This window comes from Mesorhizobium sp. M0159, from assembly GCF_040322295.1.
GTDB lineage: Bacteria > Pseudomonadota > Alphaproteobacteria > Rhizobiales > Rhizobiaceae > Mesorhizobium.
Map to the genome: position 1 here is coordinate 25,317 of NZ_JAMYTF010000009.1, position 20,206 is coordinate 45,522.

Sequence of the window (20,206 nt, forward strand, 5' to 3'; positions counted from 1 at the left end):
GCAAAAGCTAAGCGTATCCCACGCAAAAGCTAAGCGGGTCACTGTGCAAAAGCGTTGGCAAGCTTGCTGCTGTTGTCGCTGAACAACCACTGAATGGCGCCGGCAGCCTGGCCAATACCCGCGACAATGGCAAGCGACAGCACGGCGACGATCAAACCATATTCGATAGCCGTCGCACCCCTCTCGTCTTCTAAAAATCGTTGCAGCAAGATTTTCATGGGCGCCATCCCTCTTGCCCGAACCTAGCGCCGACCCGTTAAGAAAGGTTAATGCGACAGGCTTAACGCGCGGTGAACCAGCTGCATTCTAGGAACCAGCTGCATTCTAGGGTCCAGACTCGATCAGGTCAGCAACGAAGACCTCATATAAACTCGGCGGCCTGACCATCCTGAAGATAACCGAACACGCGAAAGCCGTCAGGCATTTCCTCGCCGGGCACATGCACCTTCTTGAGAGCCGAGCGGACAAGTTCTCGCTGGGCGGGCGTTTCGACCTGAATGTCTAAGTGAAGGATGGATTCGTATCCGCCCTCCCTGAAGTGGTAGAACCACTCGCGGTCGGGCTGTGAGTGGTAGCCGTTTGTGGAAAGCGTGCTCCAAGATGGTGGCGGCGTGAGCGCGTACATTTCTAGCCGAAGCTCATCCCATTTTGTGTTGTTCATCGCCGGATTGAGCATTTCGTCGCCTCTCAAAGCCAGAACGAGATCATGGTAGCCAATGCCACCCCAGACAGGAAGTTGGTGGCGAGTTTGTCGTAGCGGGTGGCGATGCGGCGGAAATCCTTGAGGCGGCAGAAGGCGTTCTCGATCAAGTGTCGTCCACGGTATCGCTCTTGGTCGTAACGGATTGCTCTCTTTCGATTGCGCCGTCCCGGGATTGCCGGCGTAGTCTTTCCCTCGCGCAGTGAACGGCGCAGTCGATCCGCATCGTGGCCCTTGTCGCCCAATAGGTAGCGCATCGGGCCAGCGCGTTCGAGTAGGGCTGGCGCTGCCTTCACGTCGCTGACGTTTTCTGCCGTCAACATCAACGCGTAGGGGCGGCCGACGACGTCTGTGAGTGCATGGACCTTAGTTGTCCAACCGCCGCGCGAACGGCCGATGGCCTGCGCTTGGCGCCCCCTTTTGCGCCGAATGCCGCCCGCTGGGCTTTGACGTAGGTGCTGTCGATCGCGGTGCTTTTCGTCACTGCGCCGGCCTGAACCAGCGCATCAAGCATCTTCAGCCAGAAGCCTCGTCGCGACCAGCGGTTGAAGCGATTGTAAACCGTGGTCGAGGGACCATAATCGGCAGGACAATCACACCAGCGGCAACCCACCTTCAGCACGTGCAGGATACCCGAAATCACCCGACGATCGTCCACGCGACGCGCACCACGCTGGTTCTTGGGCAAGTGCGGCTCGATCGTTGCCCATGCTTCGTCCGATAGCCAAAACAAAGCCATACTGCTCTTCCTGATCCACACCCGCTGGTGAATCAGGAAAGCGCCCTCCCTTCAAGGGGCTGATTGGGTTTTGGCCCTAGGAAACAGCCGAATCCTGGAGATCTGTTGAGGAGTCAGCAGTCGCCGCTGCTTCTGCCATCGGCCCGTATAACGCAGACCGAACTGGGCAGCGGCTGCAGCACGCTCTTGCGTAGCGTATAGCTGTCGCGCTGGCCGATCGAGCCGGTGCTCATCGTATCAAGCCCGTCGCGGGCAAACTGCGAGCGGGTCCGGCTGTCGAGGTAGGGCGTCGCGATCAAGGCCAGAGCCACCGCGGCCGAGCCGAACAAGAGGGCGATGCGCAATATTCCCATGCCGGCATTGGCGGCGCCAGGAAGGCGGTCGGGCCAAGGCGAGTCCCAGTCCTTTTCAAGGCTCATGCAAATCGCTCCCCAGCGGTGGAATCGGCGTAACCGCCTAGCGTCAATTTTTCACGGTCAGATAAATCTTTCATTAACGCTGCTGCCAGCGCGTTGCGGCGCTGCCCGATTTACGGCAGGTCGGCCGTTACAGCAGATCGATGAGGAACTGGATCAGCGGGGCATCGGCCGGCGGCATTGGAAAATCGCGCATCTGGCGCGGCCGCACCCATTTCAGCACCTGGCCTTCCTTCGGCTGGGCAATGCCGCGGAATCGACGGCAGACGAATAGCGGCATCAGCAGGTGAAAATCATCGTAGGAATGGCTGGCGAAGGTGAGTGGCGCCAGGCAAGGGATGTCGGTTTCGATGCCGATCTCCTCGTACAATTCGCGGATCAGGCATTGTTCCGGCGTCTCACCGGGCTCGACCTTGCCGCCCGGAAACTCCCACAGGCCGGCGAGTTGCTTGCCTTCGGGCCGCTGCGCCAAAAGCACCCGCCCGTCGGCATCGACCAGCGCGCAGGCCGCGACCAGGAGCAGGCGTTTGCCGATCGTATCCAAGCCGCTCATGCGCCGGGTGGCCGGCGATAGCGATAGCGATAGACTTCGTCGAATCCGAGCGAACGGTAGAGCGCCAGCGCCGGCGCGTTGTCCGCCTCGACCTGCAGCCAGGCTTCCCGCGCCCCGCGCAGCCGCGCCCATTTCAGCGCCGACCGGATGAGATGGCGGCCATGGCCCTGGTTGCGCACCGACCTGTCGGTGGCGATCTCGAACAGGCCGGCAAGGTCGCCGTCATGCACGCAGATCAACGTTGCCAGCGGTTCGCTGCCGGCCTCCAGCGCAAACAGCCCGGCCTCCGGCTGGATGGCGCCGATGATCTCCGACAGGCCCGGCCGCAGCGACACATCCGAGCCGCTCACCTTGAGCGCCGCGCCGATGAAACGGCTGATGTCCTTCAACGGAATCTGGTCCATGGCGTCGTCGAGCGCGGCGTCCGCCAGCGGCAGCCGCATGACCAGCGACTCCGCGAATATGCTCCAGCCTTCGCCGTCGAGGTACTTCGAAAGATCCGGCCCCGACAGCGGCGAGATGCGAAAGGTCAGCGGCCTGCCATAGGCGTCGAAGCGGCGGCTGGCACGGCCGATGCGCTCGGCAATGTGCTGGATGTCGCCCGGATCGAGCGGATTGACCGAGTTCAGCCGCTTGGCCGGGTGGCCGGCCGTCAGCCGAACCACCCAGGTGCCGTCATAATGGACGGCGGCCGCCGGCCAGGCGCGAAAGCCGGCCGCCTCATAGCGGCGCACGATCGCCAACACGCTTGCCGGATGTCTGGAAGCCAACGCCATCAGCTCCGATAATCGCCGTTTATGGCGACATATTCCTTGGTGAGATCGCAGGTCCACACCGTCGCCTTGCCGCGGCCGATGCCGATATCGGCGCGGATGCGGATCTCGTCGCGCTTCATATACGCCGAAGTCGCCTCCTCGGAATAGGCGGCGTCGCGCTCGCCCTGATAGGCCAGGCGGTTGTCGCCGAACCAGATCGACAGAAGGTCGCGGTCGGCCGGTTCGCCGGCCTTGCCGACGGCCATGACGACGCGGCCCCAATTGGCGTCCTCGCCGGCGACTGCCGTCTTGACCAGCGGCGAATTGGCGATCGACAGCGCGATGCGCTTGGCCGAGCGGGCCGATTTGGCCCCGGTGACGGTGACCTCGACCTGCTTGCGGGCGCCCTCGCCGTCGCGCACCACCTGCAGTGCCAGCGATTTCAGCACCTTGCCGAGGGCACGGCGGAAGGCGCCGAGGCGCGCATCCTTGGGGTCGGAAATTGCCGGCGCGCCGCGCCTGGCGGCAGCACCCGTGGCGAACATCAGCAGCGTGTCGCTGGTCGAGGTGTCACTATCGACGGTAACCGCGTTGAAGGTCTTGGCCGTACCGCGCGACAGGAGGTCCTGCAGCACGGGTGCTGCGATCGGCGCATCGGTGGCGATGAAGGAAAGCATCGTCGCCATGTCGGGCGCGATCATCCCGGCGCCCTTGGCGATACCGTTGATGGTGACGTCGGCATCGCCGAGCTTGACCGTCGCGGTCGCCAGTTTGGGATAGGTGTCGGTGGTCATGATCGCCTTGGCGGCTTCGGTCCACAATTCCGGCTTGCCGTCCTTGACCAGACCGGCCAGCAGATGGCTGAACTTGCCGGCGTCGAGCGGTTCGCCGATCACGCCGGTCGAGGCCAGGAACACCTCGCCCGCTGTGCAGTCGGCCGCCTTCGCCGCCACCTCGCCCGTGAGTGCGGTCGAGGCGCGGCCCTTCTGGCCGGTAAAGGCATTGGCGTTGCCGGAATTGACGACCAGCACGCGCGCCTTGCCCGCCGTGAGGTTCTGCCGGCAGAAGTCGACCGGCGCCGACGGGCATTTCGACCTGGTGAACACGCCGGCGACGGTGGTGCCGGCGTCGAACACCATGGCCAGCAGGTCGGTGCGGTTCTTGTATTTTATGCCGGCCTCGGCGGTGGCGATGCGCACACCCTCGATGGCCGGCATCTTGGCATATTTCTTCGGCGCGAGCGGCGAAACCTGTGTGGACATGGAAGACCCCGGGCGGGAAAAATCGCGAAAGGAACGCCGGTTTGCCCGATAGCATGCGCCGGCGCAAGGCGTTTCACAGCCGTTACGGGTGCCGGAAGCCTGACACCTGCCGCGGCCGCAAGCAGGCTGTTGCAAATTTGTTGGCGTCGCTGCGACCGATAGCACTATGATCCTGCCCCATGGGCAGGCTTGTGGTCTTGGCACTGGCGTTTCTGGGCTTTCTGCTGCTGCGCGCCGATGCGCAGACGGCGCGGCGCGTGGCGCTTGTGGTCGGCAACGGCAGCTACGCCGAAGCCGGCACGCTGGCCAATCCCGTCAACGATGCGCTCGACATCGCCGACAAGCTGCGCGCCGTCGGTTTCGAGGTGATCGAAGGCAACGATCTCGGCAAGCGCGAGCTCGAACGCAAGATCGGCGAATTCTCCGATGCGCTGCAAGGCGCCGGTGCCGGGCTGTTCTACTATGCCGGCCATGGCCTGCAAGTCGACGGGCGCAACTTCATCGTGCCGGTCGACGCCAGGCTGGACATGCCGGTCAAGCTGCAGCTCGAGGCGGTGCCGATCGACGAGGTCCTCGACATCATGGAGCAGCAGACCAAAGTCAGCCTGGTCTTTCTCGATGCCTGCCGCAACAACCCGTTTGCCCGAAGCCTCAGCCGCAGCGCCACGACGCGCTCGGCGACGGCTCTCGCCGGCCTCGCCCAGTTCGAATCGACGCGCGGCTCGTTCATCGCCTTCTCGACGGCGCCCGGCGCTGTCGCAATGGACGGGACGGGGCGCAACTCGCCCTTTGCGGCGGCACTTTTGCGGCATATGGCCGAGCCCGGACAGAGCATCAACGACATGATGATCGCGGTGCGCCGCGACGTCGTTTCTGCAACGCGCGAGGCGCAGCGTCCCTGGGAGCAGGGGTCGCTGCTCGAGCGTTTCGAATTCGTTCCGGGCGCAGACACTGCCCAGCAACCGAAACCGGCCGTCAGCCCGGCTCCCGCGTCGCAGGTGGCTGCGCTCGAACGCTCCGTCGGCGACAAGAGCGCCATCGAAAAATTCTTGCGCGAAAACTATCTGGCGCCTGATGCCAGGAGAATGCGCGAAACCGTCAAGCGGCTTTACGGTTCGTCGGCCACCATCTACGGCACGCGCTACGACAGCGAGGCGATCGTCAAGGTCAAGACCGACTGGTTCGCGCAATGGGCATCGTGGTCGTTCGGTCTCGAACCCGGCAGCCTTGAGGTGACGCCGCACGGCCAGGACCGTGCCGACGTGGTTTTCGCCATGCGCTACGACTATGTGCCGAAAGACAAATCGGCGCAGCGGCTGACCGGCAAGGCGCGGGTGACGCTGGAACTCGTGCTGGCCGATGGCGCGTGGCGCATTGCCTCGGAAACGTCGCAAGCGCTGGAATGAACATCAGCGGACCGCTGGGTTGATGAACCCGCGAAACGCCCGCTGCACGCCCGGAATCAGCCCCCAGATCATGATCGAGACCATCAGCGGCGCGATGACCAGCGTGCGCTGCCAGATTTGCCATTCCTGCGTCAGCGGAAAAACCACGTACAAAATGGCAGTGATCAGCGGATACACGCCGAGCAGCACCAGCAGGGCGAAGCGCAGGCGCGAAAAACGCGTGGCGGCGGTCGAGGTCATTGGCGTTCTCCTCATCGTTACGGAACGTTCCGTTACATATAAAACGGATCGTTCCGTTTCGTCAAGAGTTGTATATGATGGCTGCTGAACTCACGGGTAAGGAAGAAGAGATGGGCGAAATCACCGATCCCGGGCGCAAGTCGGCTGGCGCACGGCGCAGCCCGGAAAGCGCCGATGCCATTCTCGATGCCGCCGAGGCGGTACTGGTCGAAGCCGGCTATTCCGGCTTCTCGATCGAGGCGGTGGCGCGCCGCGCACGCGCCGGAAAACCGACGATCTATCGCTGGTGGCCAAGCAAGGCCGCCTTGCTGCTCGACGTTTACCAGCGGCAAAAGCGGGTCGACAATCCCGATACCGGGAGCCTTGCGGAGGATCTCGTCGGCTTCCTGAAGAGCTTGTTCGCGCATTGGCGCGACACGTCGTCGGGCAGCGTGTTCCGATCGCTGATTGCCGAAGCGCAGTCGGATGAAAACGCGGCCGCCGCCCTTGCCGAATACGCAAGAGGGCGTCGTGTCCATACCGGCCAGATGGTCGAACGCGCCAGGGCAAGGGGAGAAATAGCTGCCGACGTCGATGCCACTGTCGTCGCCGACCTGATTGCCTCGTTCGCCTGGACGCATCTTCTGACGAACCGCCTGGACGAGGACGAAGCGACGCTGCGCAGGGCGGTCGGCTATGTCTTGAAAGGCATCGTCGCTGACGATGCCGGCGACGCCACGGCGGTCCGGCGGCGACGTCGACGCATCATCGCTCGCCCTACCAAATAGAAGCGACAGGGCGGCAGCGCGCCCTGTCGTAGCCCAATCTGGCCTATTTGGCGCTTTCCAGCGCGTCGACCGTCTTCTTCAGGTTCGCATCGGGGATGTCGACCTTGGCGTTGGCGCGCAGCGACTTGACCAGCGCGAAATACTTGTCGCGGATGACCGCCTGGCGCGCCTGGTCCTTGACCTGGTCGAAGGCCGGCGGCTGCTTGGTGCGCTTGTCCTCGACCTTGATGACATGCCAGCCGAACTGTGACTGCACCGGCTGGTCGGTATATTTGCCGACCGCCAGTGCAAACACCGCCTTGTCGAATTCCGGCACCATCTGGCCAGGTCCGAACCAGCCGAGATCGCCGCCGCTGGTCTTGCCGCTCGGATCGCTGGTGTGCTCGTTGGCAAGCTTCTGGAAATCGGCGCCGCCGTCGAGCTGCTTGATGATGGCGTCTGCCTCTTCCTTCGTCTTCACGAGGATGTGACGGGCGTGCACCTCATTGGTGGGCGGCGTGTTGGCGATTTCCTGGTCGTAGCGGGCGCGGACCTCGGCATCGGTAACCTTGTCGACGACGCCCTTCTCGACCATTTCGCCATGCAGCGCGCGCTGCTGCAGGAAGGCCATGCGGCGCTGGAAGTCGGGATCCTTGTCGAGGCCGGTGGTCACCGCCTGAGCCGCCATCACGCGGATTTCGATCGCCGCCGACAGCGCCGCGGCGCGGCGCTGCTCGGGCGGAAGCTGCGCGAACTGCTGTGACAGCTCGCCCTCGGCAAGCCCAAGGTCTGCCTCGGTCAGCGTCTGGCCGTTGATGGTGGCGACCACGGCGTTCGGATCGACCGGCTTGGCCGCCGGAGCGGGTGCTGCCGGCTGGGCAGGGGCGGCCTCCTGTGCCATCAGCGGCGACAGCGAGAGGGCCGATAGCCCGAATGCCAGACCAAGGCTGGCGAGCGACGCGCGGCGGAACAATACTGACATTACGATTATCTCCAAAGCGGGGTAGCTAGAGCGGAATGGCTTCCAGACCAGCAAGATTGTGGCGGAATTTGGCGCGGTCGACAGGGCGAGCGCGGCGTTGACATCGAATGAGCCCCCTCTTATCTGTCCAACGACTTTGCGTCCAGAACCGTTTTCCGGGCGCTTTTTGCGTTTGTCCGCGTTCACGTGGAGTTGATGGGGCCAGCCGGCGCCTGTCGCAGTGACTTGGAATGCTATCGAAAGGGCCATTGGATGGTCAGTCTCGGCGGTCTCGCCCGTAAGGTTTTCGGCTCCTCCAACGATCGTCGGGTCAAATCGACCCGGCCGCGCGTCGAGGCGATCAATGCCATGGAAAACGAGATGCGGGCGCTTTCCGACGCCGAGCTTCAGGCCCGCACCGACAAATTCCGCCAGGACATCGCCAACGGCGCCAGCCTCGACGACCTCCTGGTGCCGGCCTTCGCCACCGTGCGTGAGGCCGCCCGCCGCGTGCTCGGCATGCGGCCGTTCGACGTGCAGCTGATCGGCGGCATGGTGCTGCACAATGGCGGCATCGCCGAGATGCGCACCGGCGAAGGCAAGACGCTGGTGGCGACGCTGCCGGTCTACCTCAACGCGCTCGCCGGCAATGGCGTCCATGTCGTCACCGTCAATGACTATCTGGCCACGCGCGACTCCGAATGGATGGGCCGCGTCTACAAATTCCTCGGCCTTAAGGTCGGCGTCATCGTCCACGGCCTGTCCGACGAGGAGCGCCGCGTCGCCTACGCCGCCGACGTTACCTACGCCACCAACAACGAGCTCGGCTTCGACTATCTGCGCGACAACATGAAATACGAGCGCGCCCAGATGGTGCAGCGCGGCCACAGCTACGCCATCGTCGACGAGGTCGATTCCATCCTGGTCGACGAAGCCCGCACGCCGCTGATCATTTCCGGTCCGCTCGAGGACCGTTCGGAAATGTACAACACCATCGACACCTTCATCATCCAGCTGCAGCCGCAGGACTACGAGATCGACGAGAAGCAGAAGACCTCGATCTTCACCGAGGAAGGCACCGAGAAGCTGGAGAACATGCTGCGCGATGCCGGCCTGCTCAAGGGCGAGTCGCTCTACGACGTCGAGAACGTCGCCATCGTCCACCACGTCAACAACGCGCTGAAGGCGCACCGGCTGTTCCAGCGGGACAAGGACTATATCGTGCGCAACGGCGAGATCGTCATCATCGACGAGTTCACCGGCCGCATGATGCCCGGCCGCCGCTATTCGGAGGGCCTGCACCAGGCGCTCGAAGCCAAGGAGCATGTGGCGATCCAGCCGGAGAACCAGACGCTCGCCTCGGTCACCTTCCAGAACTATTTCCGCCTCTACAAGAAGCTCGCCGGCATGACCGGCACGGCGCTGACCGAGGCCGAGGAATTCGCCAACATCTACAATCTCGACGTCACCGAGATCCCGACCAACCTGCCGGTCATCCGCATTGACGAAGACGACGAGGTCTACCGGACGGTCGAGGAGAAATACAAGGCGATCGTCAAGGAGATCAAGGAAGCCCGCGCCAAGGGCCAGCCGACGCTGGTCGGCACGACTTCCATCGAGAAGTCCGAGCAGCTGGCCGAACGCCTGCGCAAGGAAGGTTTCAAGGATTTCGAGGTGCTGAACGCCCGCCACCACGAGCGCGAGGCGGCGATCGTCGCCCAGGCCGGCAAGCCCGGCGCCATCACCATCGCCACCAATATGGCCGGCCGCGGCACCGACATCCAGCTCGGCGGCAATGCCGACATGCGCATCGCCGAGGAGCTTGGCGACATGCCGGCCGGCCCCGAGCGCGAGGCCAGGGAAAAGGAAATCCGCGACGACATCGCCCGGCTGAAGGAAAAGGCGCTCGCCGCCGGCGGCCTCTACGTGCTGGCCACCGAACGCCATGAATCGCGCCGCATCGACAACCAGTTGCGCGGCCGCTCGGGCCGCCAGGGCGATCCGGGCCGCTCGAAATTCTTCCTGTCGCTGCAGGACGATTTGATGCGCATCTTCGGTTCCGAGCGCATGGACGGCATGCTGCAGAAGCTCGGCCTCAAAGAAGACGAGGCGATCATCCACCCCTGGATCAACAAGGCGCTGGAAAAGGCGCAGAAGAAGGTCGAGGCGCGCAACTTCGACATCCGCAAGAACCTCTTGAAATACGACGACGTCTCCAACGACCAGCGCAAGGTGGTGTTCGAACAGCGCATCGAGCTGATGGACGGCGAAGGCCTGTCCGAGACCATCACCGAGATGCGCGAAGGCGTCATCGAGGAGATCGTCGCCAAGAACATTCCCGAAAACGCCTATGCCGAGCAGTGGAACGTCGCCGGCCTCAAGGCCGAGATCGCCGAATTCCTCAATCTCGATCTGCCGGTCGAGAACTGGGTCAAGGAAGAAGGCATCGCCGAGGACGACATCCGCGAGCGCGTCAGCCAGGCCGCCGAGGCCGCCGCCAAGGAACGCGCCGAGCGCTTCGGCCCCGACGTGATGACCTATGTCGAGCGCTCGGTGGTGCTGCAGACGCTCGACCATCTGTGGCGCGAGCACATCGTCAATCTCGACCATCTGCGCTCGGTCGTCGGCTTCCGCGGCTATGCGCAGCGCGATCCGCTGCAGGAGTACAAGGGCGAAGCGTTCGAGCTGTTCCAGGCGATGCTGGGCAATCTGCGCCAGGCCGTCACCGCGCAATTGATGCGCGTCGAGCTGGTCCGCCAGGCGGCCGATGCGCCGCCGCCCGAGGCGCCCGACATGTTCGGCAGCCACATCGACGGCTTCACCGGCGAAGACGATTTCGAAGGCGGCGAGACGGCCGTGCTGGTCCGCCAGGAGACCAACGCCATCGTCGCCCCCGAAGACCGCGACCCGAAGAACCCGGCGACCTGGGGCAAGGTCGGCCGCAACGAGGCTTGCCCCTGTGGTTCGGGCAAGAAATACAAGCATTGCCATGGGGCGTTTGCGTAAGCGCCTACTTTCCTTCTCCCGTCATACGGGGAGAAGGTGCCCGAAAGGGCGATGAGGGGCAGCAGAGGCGTTGGCGACTAGTCGATCTCCCCATTTGAGGGGGAGATGGCCGGCAGGCCACAGGGGGCGCTGTCCCGCCGACACCAAAATACGCATTTCGAATTTTCTGTATCTCGACCGTCGGTGGTGTTTCAGTTTGAAATCTAATAGCCGGGTGACGCACGCGCTGATGTCCGCGCTTCATGAAGATCGGAACTTGCTAAAGTGGGTAAAGACACTACTTCGATTCAATAACCCCGTTCGAGGTCGATCTTGTTGGACAGAGGCTCTCCTCTTGCGACTTGACCGCAGAGATCTGCGGCCTGGTCGATTCCAGAATCCACCCAGAAGCTCGCGACATGAGGTGTGACGGTCACCTTGGGATGAGTCCACAACGGCGATGAAGCCTCCAGCGGTTCACGCTCAAACACGTCAAGACAAGCACCAGAAAGCTGACCTTCGTCGAGAGCGCGGATCAGGTCGGCTTCGTTGACATGCGCGCCCCTGCCGACATTCACAAGGTAGGCACCTCGCTTCATTTTTCCAAAGGCACTCGAGTTCAGTATCCCACGAGTGTCACCAGTCAGGGGAAGTGAACAGATAACGTAGTCCCGACTTGTGAGTGCGTCCGCAAGCTGGGCACGGCCAAAGTAACTGTGTATACCAGGAAGCGTCTTTTGATGACGAGACCAGACTGCTGTGTCGTAGCCCAAGTCCGCAAACAGCTTTGCGGCCCAGCCACCGATCCGGCCCGCACCCAGCACAACTATTCTTGTCTCGGAGATCTTCCGCGGCGCGATCGGATTCCACAACTTGCGGGCTTGTAGACTAATGTAATCCGCAACATGCCGTTGCTGGCAGAGAACGCGAAGGACGATGTACTGCACCACTTCCGAAGCCTGCTCACGCGTTGCGAGCCTGATGAGCGGAACACTCTTGGGAAAGCTCTGAAGATCAATACCCTCGACACCAGCTCCCAAATAGACGACGGCGCTTAGCCCCGTCATGGCATCAAAAAAGCCAGGACTGGCGCCCTTGTCGATCAGCACAATATCTATGTCACTTTTGTTCCCGGCGTCTGGCCAAAGCCTGAACTCCAGCTGCGGCACACGGGTTTTCAGCTCAGCAGCCCACACTTGTGCATCAATGTAGTCAGGATACTCATTGACCATCAGAACGGTAATGGGCTCGCCTAACACTTCGCCCCTCCCAGATTCAGGTAATCAGGCATCCACCGGATTACCGGTCTGTTGAGACTGAGGTTTGCGCAAACTGGCACCAGTTGCAAGACCAGACCCGGCAAAAATGGCGTTGGTGATCGGCCAAAGTCGTGATGTCTGCCCGCTGCTGGCCGAGGATGTCGATTTCGCTTTCTTCAAGGCATAGTTCTCCCCTGGTTTTGCTGAAACGCATGACAACCGGGCCGGTCACGCCGGTGATGGATAGGGCGATGGCCGGAGTTCCGCGATCAGCCGCAGGATGTCGGGGAAGAGTTGCCTCGGGATAGCGACCTCCGCATCTGGAAGGCGACATAACACCCATGGCTGATAACCTCGGCACCGATCTTGATGAGCTTGTTTGTGAGCTGGTAAGTGGTGGCAGAACATCCTTCCTGGCCTTTAGGTCCGGTTGGCATTCCTAGTTCTCCGCATGGCTAAAGACGACAGCGCCGTTGTCCTTACGAACTTCAACGGACACGATTCCATCGTCACCCTTTCGGGTTTGGAACATGGAGGTTGCATGATCTTTCGCGGTCTTCTCCTCGTCGAAGATCACCTTGTCGACGATGCCCTGCCTTCCATACCAGATGACAGTGTAGACCATTGTTGCTGCCATGCGTTCCGCTAAGCATATAGGCGTTTTGGCATATGGGGCAAACGAGATAGGCGTTTCCGCGTATTTCAAACTGAGACACTACCGAGCAGGGTGAAGGGTTGCGCGAATGATGAATATGAAGCAGCGCACCCGCCCCTCATCCGCCTGCCGGCGCCTTCTCCCCGAGACGGGGCGAAGGAAAGCCCACCCAACCGTTTCTTAATGTGTCTCCGCTACACCAACACCCTGTAAATTGGCGGAAAACGGAGAGTATCGGGGTGCGCTTTTCCGCGGCGACGACAGCCGGGCGGTTCCTGCCGCAGCGCCTTGCGCTGCGCATAAGGCCGCTGCTTGGCCTGATCGATGCCGTGCTGTTCAGCGCCGGCGCGCGCGGCGAGGCCGGCCGCATGTCGCTGATCGCCTTTTCGGTCCGCATCGTCAGCGCCGTCATAGCCTTCGTCAGCCAGGTTTTGATGGCGCGCTGGATGGGGTCGTTCGAATACGGCATTTTCGTCCTCGTCTGGGTGACGATGGTCATCGTCGGCAATCTCGCCTGCCTCGGCTTCCACACCTCGATCATCCGCTTCATTCCCGAATATCGCGAGCGCGGCATGCTGGCCGAATTGCGCGGCATCGTGCGGGCCAGCCGGCTGTTCGTGCTGGTTGCTTCAACGGTGATCGCCGGCCTCGGCGCGCTCGGCGTCTGGCTACTGTCGCCCTTTATCGAGAACTATTATGTCGTGCCGTTCATCCTCGGCATCATCTGCCTGCCGATGATCGCCATGTCCGACCTGCTGCAAGGGCTGGCGCGGGCCAATTCCTGGGCGCTGTTTGCGCTGTCGCCGACATTCCTGGTGCGGCCGCTGCTGATCCTGGCGTTCATGGCGCTGATGCTGCTGGCGGGCTACGCGCCCGACGCCAGAACGGCGATCTTCGCCGCGATCGCCGCCACCTACGCCACCACGCTCGGTCAGCTCGTCGGCGTCACCTCGCGCATCGACAAAAGAATTCCGGCCGGGCCGATGAAGCTGCATTTCGGCCAATGGTTCATCGTCTCGCTGCCGATCTTCCTGGTCGAGAGCTTCTTCTTCCTGCTCACCAATGCCGACGTGCTGATGGTCGGCGCCTATCTCGATCCCAACGACGTCGCCGTCTATTTCGCCACCGTCAAGACGCTGGCGCTGGTGCATTTCGTCTATTTCGCGGTCAAGGCCGGCGTCGCCCAGCGCTATGCGCAGTTCACCCATGGCGAGCCGCAAAAGCTCGCCGCCTTCGCCCGCGAAACCGTGTCGTGGACCTTCTGGCCGTCGCTGGCGATGGCGCTGCTGGTGCTGGCCCTGGGCGAGCCGATGCTGACCCTGTTCGGCCCGGAATTTTCCGCCGGCTATCCGCTGCTGTTCCTGCTGGTGTTCGGCGTCGTCGCGCGGGCCGCCGTCGGCCCTTGCGAAAGCCTGCTCACCATGAGCGGCAACCAGAACATCTGTGCCGCCGTCTATGCCATGACGCTGGCCTTCAACATCGCGCTTAGCGTCGTGCTGATCCCGCTCTTCGGTCTGTGGGGCGCGGCGATGGCCACCGTCTTCGCCATGATCTTCGAGGCCGGCGCGCTGTCCTTTACGGTCTGGCGCAAGCTCGGCATCGCCATGGTCATTTTCGTGCCCGCCAAAGGAGCCGCCTGATGGCTGCCGTCCCCTTGCTCGAGGAAACCAGCGGCGGCCCGGCCGGCGCCATGGTGTCCGGCCTTGCCGGGCTTGCCCGCGAAGCCGATCCCGCCCATGTCGAGATCCTCGCCAACAACCGGCCCGAGCGCAAGCTTGCCATCTATCCGGCCTCCGCCGGCTTCGACCTGGTCGAGGAGCTCGACTATCTCTGTACCCGCACGATCGAGTCCAACGTCTTCTTCAATCCGCGCTTCCTGGCGCCGGCCATGCCCAGGCTCGAGGACCGCGAGGTGCGGCTGGCCGTCATCCGGGACGGTGACCAGTATCGCAACCGGCTGCGCCTGCTGGTGCCGTTCTCGGTCGAGCGGCCGATGGTGCCGCTCGGCGTTCCCGTCATGCGCACCTGGTCGAGCCCGTTCGGCCCGATCGGCACGCCGCTGGTCGATCGCGACGATCCGATCGGCGTCATCGAGGATTTCTTCTCGATGCTGTCGCGGCCGCATCTCAAGCTGCCGAAGGTCTTCGTGCTGCCCGACATAAGGCTGGACGGCCCGGTGGCCAGCCTGCTCGCCAGCGTCGCCGAAACGCGCGGCCTGACGCTGGTCACCACCGGCAAGGCCGAGCGCCCGGTGCTCGAAAGCGAGCTCGACGGCGAGGAGTATCTGAAGGCTTCGCTGCGCGCCCACCATTATCGCGAGTTCCGCCGCCTGAAGCGCCGCCTTGCCGACCTCGGCCGGCTGGAGCATGTCGTGGCGCGCGGGCCGGACGAGATCCGCCATGCCATCGAGAATTTCCTGACGCTGGAGGCCGCCGGCTGGAAAGGCCGCGAGCGCACCGCCATGGCCATCGACCGCTACCGCGCCGCCTTCGCCCGCGAAGCGGTGCACCGGCTGGCCGAGCAGGATCTCTGCCGCATCCATTCGCTGACGCTCGACGGCCGCACCATCGCCTGCCTGGTCGTCTTCGTCGAGGCCGGCGTCGCCTACACCTGGAAGACCGCCTATGACGAGACGCTCGCCGCCTATTCGCCGGGCACGCTGCTGATGATCGAGGTGACCAGGCAGCATCTCGACGACCCCAACATCATGATGACCGATTCCTGCGCGGTGCCCGACCATCCGGTGATGAGCCGGCTGTGGAGCGAACACAGGCCGATGGGCACGCTGGTGATCGGGCTGACGCCGGATGCCGACCGCCCCGCCCGCCAGGCCGCGTCGCAGCTTCACCTCTATCGCGAGACCCGCAACATGGCGCGCCTGCTGCGCAACCGGATGAGGAGCCTGCTGCGCCGGCGCTAGTGCATCGGTCCAAAGCGGGCCCGGCCGTCCGTCTCCGCACCGTCGGCCCGCTCGGGCCTAGGTCGTCAGGGTTAATTCTCCCGATCAGCGGAAAGGATTAGCATCGACGCAGTCCCAACCGGGATGAGGCGATCAATTACGGCCGCGCGTCCAGCATCACTGCCGCCTCGGTCCTGCACGGCCAGAAGAAAAAAATCTGGGAGGAATGCATGATGAAAACAACTTACCTCAGGCGTGTCGGTATCCTCACCTTGGCAGGTCTCATTGGCGCGTGTCTGAACGCCGCCACCCCTCGGGCGGCCGAACCCGACAAAGCCGAGATCGATGCCCTGCGTAAATCGCTGTCCAGGTATGAAGACTACAAGGTTGCCATTCGCGAGCTTTATCTATCGACGGTAGGATGCGTCTTCTACAGCGGCGAAAAGGTAGAGGGGGCGATGGACTACCCGAAGGGCGCGATGGGCATCCATTTCGTCAACGTCACGACTGTCGGCCCGACCGCGGATCCGACGCGCCCCAATGTGCTGATCTATGAGCCGGTCGGCGGCGAATTGCGCCTGGTCGGCGCGGAATGGCTCGTGCCCTTGACGCCGGACACAAAGGAGCCGCCGAAGCTCTTCGGCCAGACATTCCAGGGGCCGATGGAGGGGCATTATCCGCTCATCCCCAAGGAGTTCCACCACTACGACCTTCACGCCTGGCTGTTCAAGGACAACCCGCTCGGAATGTTCAGCCCGACGAACCCGGACGTGAAATGCGACAACTATCCGTTTCCGATGCCTGAGCAGCCGACCAAGATGGTGCCGGGGCCGATGTAAATAGCGGCCGGGCTGCGATCCGAGCTTGCGAGGAAAGGCAGCCGGACTTCAAAGGCGTTATCCCAGAGGACGCTCCTGGGATAACGTCCAACCAAAAGTCCGTTCCCGGAACTTCGGACTCGTTTTGCCGTTTTGGCAATCACGACACTGCCGCGAATTCACAAAGGCGTTCCAAGGAGCCGACCGCGAAACGACGGAGGACCAAGTGAAAAGTCTGATCCAGACAGGATTGTCCGCAGCCGTTTCGGGTACGATCGTCAGCTTCGCCACGACAGCTGCGCTGGCCCTGCTTGCAAGGCGGGAAGGCAAAGGCGCCCTGCAGCCCACGAATGCGACCAGCCACTGGCTCTACGGCGAACAGGCCGCGTCCGTGCGGCGCGGTGACGTGGCGCACACGCTCGTCGGCTATGGCACGCATCACGCTTCCTCCATCTTCTGGGCATTCCTTTTCGAACTATGGCTCGCCTCGAGGCCGCCGCGTCCGTCGCTTCTGATATTTCGCGATGCGTTGGCGGCAGCGGCCATTGCCGCGGCAACAGATTATGGCTTCGTGCCGAAGCGGTTGACGCCAGGTTGGGAGACGGTGCTGCCGAAGCGATCTATCGCGGCGACTTTTGCGGTGATGGCGGTCGGTCTAGCGATGGGCGGCATGATTAACAAGGAATTGCGCCGGCAGCATTAGGGACAGGGATTTGAGACAGATGCTTCGCACGGCGCGTTCACATCATCGCGACGGGCGGATCGCCGCGCTGGTCCCATTCTGCGGCATCTCCACCTCATCGGGAACCTTTCTCAAGGGACATGGTTCCGAATGTGCGGCGAAAGCGTGCTGCTCATTCCTGCTATCGCCAAGGAGATTCGACCATGAAGCTTCGCGAGTTGTTGGATCAAGTAAAGGACCTGCCGCCGGACACCTTGGTCTGTGCCGCCGAAATCGATGAAGCCTTTGCAGTCAACGTTGTTGGCGTTGAAGCTGTCGAGAGCGCCAGAATCCAAAGCCGCAAACCGGATGGCACCGAAGCTGTCGAACTCGCCAACGGGACCGAGAAAGTCATCGTGATCCGCTGGTGAAAACCGGGGAAGGTTGCGTTCAACAGCATGATGTTCCGCTCCACTGTGTCGTGCTGAATTGCGAATGCTGGCAGCGCATCGATGGCGGCGGTCGCCTATGGCTTGGCGGGCATGGCTTGGACGAAAGCCGCCATCTGGCGTTCGAGCGCTTTGAACGCGCTTCCGCGCCAGCTCTCGGCCATGGATGCCGATTTTGGATCAGGGAAGATTTCCTCTTCCCCTCGCGCCATGCCGTCCAGGATGCCTTTCGCGACGCTCTCCGCGGAGCTCTTCGGTATATCGGCGTCTCTGCTCATGTCGGTGTCTATGGGACCGGACAGGACTGCATGAACGCTCACGCCACGAGCGCCGGCGAGAGCACGCAGCGATTGCGTCATGGAAAACGCGGCGGCCTTCGATAGTGAGTAAGACGGAATAATCGGGAACGGAACGAGAGCCGCTTCCGACAGGATGTTGACCACGGCGCCGCGCGAATGCGTGAGCAGCGGCAGGAATGCGTGGGTTACGCCATGCACGCCGAGCAGGTTGACGGCGAGGTGTCGCTCGAGCGCAGCACGATCGCCAAGATCGTCGTAGAGCCCGATGCCGGCGTTGTTGATGAGGATATCGAGAGACCCGATCCGCTCGACAGCCGCCCCAATCTGCACCGCATCGGTCACGTCCAGGATCAGCGGCGTGACGCGCCGATCCGCGTGGGCGAGCGGTTTGCGCGCGCCGGCATAGACGCGCTTGGCACCCCGCCTCAATATTTCCTCGACCAGCGCCTTGCCGAGGCCGCGGTTGGCTCCGGTCACGAGAACGGCTTTGTTTGTGACTTCCATCGATTTCGGCACGGCGATCTCTCCTCCTCTTGCATGAATGCAAGCCATTCGTTCTTGCATCATGCAAGTAGGCTATGGTTTTCTGTTCCCACGCTTGGACGCCGTCTCCCCCGTTGCATTGCTCCAGGGCAGCCGGCGCCGTCGCCGGGCGAACCTTGCAACTAGGACCCGACTTCCAACGTCGTGTAAGAGATCGGCGAAGGCCGCTCCAGGAAGGCGCCGGTTATGGCCGAAACGAAATTCTTCGCGTCCGCCGAGCTTAGAAAAGCGTCGCGCTCCTGCTTCGATGCCCAGCGCTCGACGCAGATGGTAACATGGGGCTCTGCCTCCGAGCGAAAGACGCTATAGTCGATGCACCCGCTTTGCTTGCGGGCCGCCCCCGCCACGTCGCGCAGGGCATTCCGCACCTTGCTTTCGATGCCGGGCTTCGCCGCTGCCGTCGTCATGACGATCATCCCGGCGCCATCGCCTGCCGCCTTGCGCTCGGCAGTGCGGGTATCCTCACTTTGCGGCACGACCGTTGGGTTGGCGTTCTCTTCGCCCTTGTTGGGTTGCCCCTTGCCCGTCGAAATCAGGTCGCGAAGACTCGCGACATAGAAGCGCCAGGAGTCATGGCAGACGTCGTAGCATTCTTCGCTCGGCTTCAGCCCGACATGGGTGAAACGCAGCTCGGTCCCTTTATCGGTCGGCGCGATCTCGAAGACCACGTCCGTGCCGGTCCACTCGGTCGCATCCTTGACGAAGTTGAAGTAGTTCTGGACGACGTGCCAGACGACCTTCTTGCCGGGCACAAGCTCCGTGACCTTGAATGTGCCGCGGTGGATATCCTTGAAATGATAGTAGAATATCGCACCGAGCTTGTTGGTATCGCCATCTATATCTTCCGACCACCAGGCTCGCGGATTGACAACCGCGGCAAAAACCTCTTCGGGGCTTTGCTTAACGACGAATGACGTCGTGTAATCTTCTTCCTTTTTCATAACATATCTCCTGTCTGGATCTGATTGGTTGATGGACACCCGAAATCTCGGGCGATGAAGTGGAGCGACGCTCTCTCGACCTCTGTCGCTTGCATCATGCAAGCACAATGCATACTTGCATGATGCAAGTCAATAGGGTATGTTCACACTATGCTTGGTCGTCTCTATGAAAAACAAAACTGCTCGGCCTCACGCGCCCTGGAACTGGTCGGCGAGCGCTGGAGCCTGTTGATCCTGCGCGACGCGATATTCGGCGGCTGCACGCGCTTTTCGCAATTCCAGAAGAGCCTGGGGATCGCCACCAACATCCTGGCCAAGCGCCTCGAGGATTTCGTCGAGGCCGGCCTGATGGATCGTCGCCCGGGTGCCCCCGGCGAGCAGGCCGACTACGTCCTGACCCGGAAGGGGCTGGAATTCAAAACGGTCATTATCGCGCTGACCGAGTGGGGCGACAAATGGGTGCGGCCCGGACCCATCGTCTACTGCGACCAATCCGACGGCAAGCCGGTCGAGGTGCAATTGCGTCGCGCCGGCAATGGCAAGCGGGCCGACTTCGCCGACGTCGTGGCGGCCCTGCGCTAGGCACGGCGGCGGCTCCGGCCCGCAGCACGATCCAAGACGAAGCTGTTTCGCATCGTGCCATAATGTTACCGCATATCTCACCTCCCGAGGTTGCATCTGTGGGCCGGGTCTGGTGGGTAGTTCGCGGGAGGAAACATGTCCGTCGGGCAGCGATCGACTTTGCGGCAACGTCTTTTTGCGGGACCGCGGCACGCCTGATCGCGTGCGGTGAGGAACGCCAGATTGCGCTTGGGGCTGGTCCGCGCACCGTTCAGCGGAAGCTTGGGCAGCTTGCGGCAACAGGCAAGACGCAACCATTCGGTGGCCGTCGAGAGCGTCGTGGACGATCCCACCCACG

General features: G+C 62.6%; 22 protein-coding genes and 2 pseudogenes. 9 read left to right on the forward strand and 15 right to left on the reverse strand.

Annotation, left to right across the window (positions count from 1 at the left end; all coding sequences use genetic code 11):
• Nucleotides 1-38: 38 nt before the first annotated feature.
• From NKJ32_RS12110 to argJ, 7 genes and pseudogenes are all read right to left on the reverse strand, one after another.
• Nucleotides 39-218: a Flp family type IVb pilin gene (locus NKJ32_RS12110; RefSeq protein WP_352453066.1), complete on the reverse strand. Its 180-nt coding sequence runs from the start codon at nucleotides 216-218 to the stop codon at nucleotides 39-41.
• Between the two features lie 143 nt (nucleotides 219-361).
• Nucleotides 362-676, reverse strand: a complete 315-nt coding sequence (locus NKJ32_RS12115; RefSeq protein WP_352646616.1) for a DUF6678 family protein — start codon at nucleotides 674-676, stop codon at nucleotides 362-364.
• A gap of 11 nt (nucleotides 677-687) precedes the next feature.
• Nucleotides 688-1,439, reverse strand: a pseudogene (locus NKJ32_RS12120) (IS5 family transposase).
• Nucleotides 1,440-1,552: 113 nt separating this feature from the next.
• Nucleotides 1,553-1,858, reverse strand: a complete 306-nt coding sequence (locus NKJ32_RS12125; protein WP_023677980.1) for a hypothetical protein — start codon at nucleotides 1,856-1,858, stop codon at nucleotides 1,553-1,555.
• A 127-nt stretch (nucleotides 1,859-1,985) separates the two neighbouring features.
• Nucleotides 1,986-2,408: a (deoxy)nucleoside triphosphate pyrophosphohydrolase gene (locus NKJ32_RS12130; protein ID WP_023677979.1), complete on the reverse strand. Its 423-nt coding sequence runs from the start codon at nucleotides 2,406-2,408 to the stop codon at nucleotides 1,986-1,988.
• Nucleotides 2,405-3,184: a GNAT family N-acetyltransferase gene (locus NKJ32_RS12135; protein ID WP_352682992.1), complete on the reverse strand. Its 780-nt coding sequence runs from the start codon at nucleotides 3,182-3,184 to the stop codon at nucleotides 2,405-2,407. Before NKJ32_RS12135 ends, NKJ32_RS12130 begins: the two co-directional genes overlap by 4 nt.
• The gene (gene argJ / locus NKJ32_RS12140; protein WP_352570526.1) at nucleotides 3,184-4,425 is read right to left on the reverse strand and encodes a bifunctional glutamate N-acetyltransferase/amino-acid acetyltransferase ArgJ; all 1,242 of its coding nucleotides are present in this window, start codon (nucleotides 4,423-4,425) and stop codon (nucleotides 3,184-3,186) included. The genes NKJ32_RS12135 and argJ overlap by 1 nt, the downstream gene beginning before the upstream one ends.
• Nucleotides 4,426-4,604: 179 nt before the next feature.
• On the opposite strand from argJ, the gene NKJ32_RS12145 reads away from it, so the two are divergent.
• Entirely contained in the window at nucleotides 4,605-5,831 is a 1,227-nt protein-coding gene (locus NKJ32_RS12145; protein WP_352827646.1) for a caspase family protein, read from the forward strand.
• Between the two features lie 3 nt (nucleotides 5,832-5,834).
• On the opposite strand, the gene NKJ32_RS12150 is transcribed toward NKJ32_RS12145, so the two are convergent.
• Complete coding sequence (locus NKJ32_RS12150; protein ID WP_352456657.1) at nucleotides 5,835-6,071, reverse strand: putative antibiotic biosynthesis monooxygenase; 237 nt, start codon at nucleotides 6,069-6,071, stop codon at nucleotides 5,835-5,837.
• Between the two features lie 110 nt (nucleotides 6,072-6,181).
• On the opposite strand from NKJ32_RS12150, the gene NKJ32_RS12155 reads away from it, so the two are divergent.
• Nucleotides 6,182-6,838: a TetR/AcrR family transcriptional regulator gene (locus tag NKJ32_RS12155; protein ID WP_352754707.1), complete on the forward strand. Its 657-nt coding sequence runs from the start codon at nucleotides 6,182-6,184 to the stop codon at nucleotides 6,836-6,838.
• Nucleotides 6,839-6,881: 43 nt separating this feature from the next.
• On the opposite strand, the gene NKJ32_RS12160 is transcribed toward NKJ32_RS12155, so the two are convergent.
• A complete protein-coding gene (locus NKJ32_RS12160; RefSeq protein ID WP_352456658.1) occupies nucleotides 6,882-7,799 on the reverse strand; it encodes a peptidylprolyl isomerase in 918 nt (305 codons plus the stop codon).
• 252 nt (nucleotides 7,800-8,051) lie between these two features.
• Between NKJ32_RS12160 and secA the strand changes: the two genes are divergently transcribed.
• Nucleotides 8,052-10,784: a preprotein translocase subunit SecA gene (secA, locus tag NKJ32_RS12165; protein ID WP_023677972.1), complete on the forward strand. Its 2,733-nt coding sequence runs from the start codon at nucleotides 8,052-8,054 to the stop codon at nucleotides 10,782-10,784.
• A gap of 287 nt (nucleotides 10,785-11,071) precedes the next feature.
• Here secA and NKJ32_RS12170 read toward each other — a convergent pair whose 3' ends face one another.
• From NKJ32_RS12170 to NKJ32_RS12185, 4 genes and pseudogenes are all read right to left on the reverse strand, one after another.
• Nucleotides 11,072-12,022 carry a 2-hydroxyacid dehydrogenase gene (locus NKJ32_RS12170; protein ID WP_352456660.1) on the reverse strand — a complete coding sequence of 317 codons (951 nt, stop codon included), beginning with the start codon at nucleotides 12,020-12,022 and terminating at the stop codon, nucleotides 11,072-11,074.
• A gap of 24 nt (nucleotides 12,023-12,046) precedes the next feature.
• Entirely contained in the window at nucleotides 12,047-12,202 is a 156-nt protein-coding gene (locus NKJ32_RS12175; RefSeq protein WP_352456661.1) for a hypothetical protein, read from the reverse strand.
• 48 nt (nucleotides 12,203-12,250) lie between these two features.
• Nucleotides 12,251-12,408 (reverse strand): annotated as a pseudogene (locus NKJ32_RS12180) (IS1380-like element ISCARN79 family transposase); the annotation flags it as partial.
• A gap of 53 nt (nucleotides 12,409-12,461) precedes the next feature.
• The gene (locus tag NKJ32_RS12185; RefSeq protein WP_352456662.1) at nucleotides 12,462-12,647 is read right to left on the reverse strand and encodes a hypothetical protein; all 186 of its coding nucleotides are present in this window, start codon (nucleotides 12,645-12,647) and stop codon (nucleotides 12,462-12,464) included.
• A 269-nt stretch (nucleotides 12,648-12,916) separates the two neighbouring features.
• Between NKJ32_RS12185 and NKJ32_RS12190 the strand changes: the two genes are divergently transcribed.
• From NKJ32_RS12190 to NKJ32_RS12210, 5 genes are all read left to right on the forward strand, one after another.
• A complete protein-coding gene (locus NKJ32_RS12190) occupies nucleotides 12,917-14,317 on the forward strand; it encodes a lipopolysaccharide biosynthesis protein (RefSeq protein ID WP_352827650.1) in 1,401 nt (466 codons plus the stop codon).
• Complete coding sequence (locus tag NKJ32_RS12195) at nucleotides 14,317-15,597, forward strand: GNAT family N-acetyltransferase (RefSeq protein WP_352827652.1); 1,281 nt, start codon at nucleotides 14,317-14,319, stop codon at nucleotides 15,595-15,597. The genes NKJ32_RS12190 and NKJ32_RS12195 overlap by 1 nt, the downstream gene beginning before the upstream one ends.
• A gap of 209 nt (nucleotides 15,598-15,806) precedes the next feature.
• Nucleotides 15,807-16,415: a hypothetical protein gene (locus NKJ32_RS12200; protein ID WP_352827654.1), complete on the forward strand. Its 609-nt coding sequence runs from the start codon at nucleotides 15,807-15,809 to the stop codon at nucleotides 16,413-16,415.
• A 205-nt stretch (nucleotides 16,416-16,620) separates the two neighbouring features.
• A complete protein-coding gene (locus NKJ32_RS12205) occupies nucleotides 16,621-17,097 on the forward strand; it encodes a hypothetical protein (RefSeq protein WP_352621674.1) in 477 nt (158 codons plus the stop codon).
• A gap of 182 nt (nucleotides 17,098-17,279) precedes the next feature.
• Nucleotides 17,280-17,486, forward strand: coding sequence for a sugar phosphorylase (locus NKJ32_RS12210; protein WP_352646633.1), 207 nt, complete (start codon nucleotides 17,280-17,282; stop codon nucleotides 17,484-17,486).
• 95 nt (nucleotides 17,487-17,581) lie between these two features.
• Here the strand turns inward: NKJ32_RS12210 and NKJ32_RS12215 are convergent, their stop codons facing one another.
• Entirely contained in the window at nucleotides 17,582-18,319 is a 738-nt protein-coding gene (locus tag NKJ32_RS12215) for an SDR family NAD(P)-dependent oxidoreductase (protein WP_245274743.1), read from the reverse strand.
• Nucleotides 18,320-18,468: 149 nt separating this feature from the next.
• Entirely contained in the window at nucleotides 18,469-19,287 is an 819-nt protein-coding gene (locus tag NKJ32_RS12220; RefSeq protein ID WP_352827657.1) for an antibiotic biosynthesis monooxygenase, read from the reverse strand.
• Between the two features lie 150 nt (nucleotides 19,288-19,437).
• Here NKJ32_RS12220 and NKJ32_RS12225 point away from each other — a divergent pair, with 150 nt between their 5' ends.
• On the forward strand, nucleotides 19,438-19,869 hold the full coding sequence (locus NKJ32_RS12225; protein ID WP_352827660.1) for a winged helix-turn-helix transcriptional regulator: 432 nt from the start codon (nucleotides 19,438-19,440) through the stop codon (nucleotides 19,867-19,869).
• Nucleotides 19,870-20,206 lie beyond the last annotated feature (337 nt).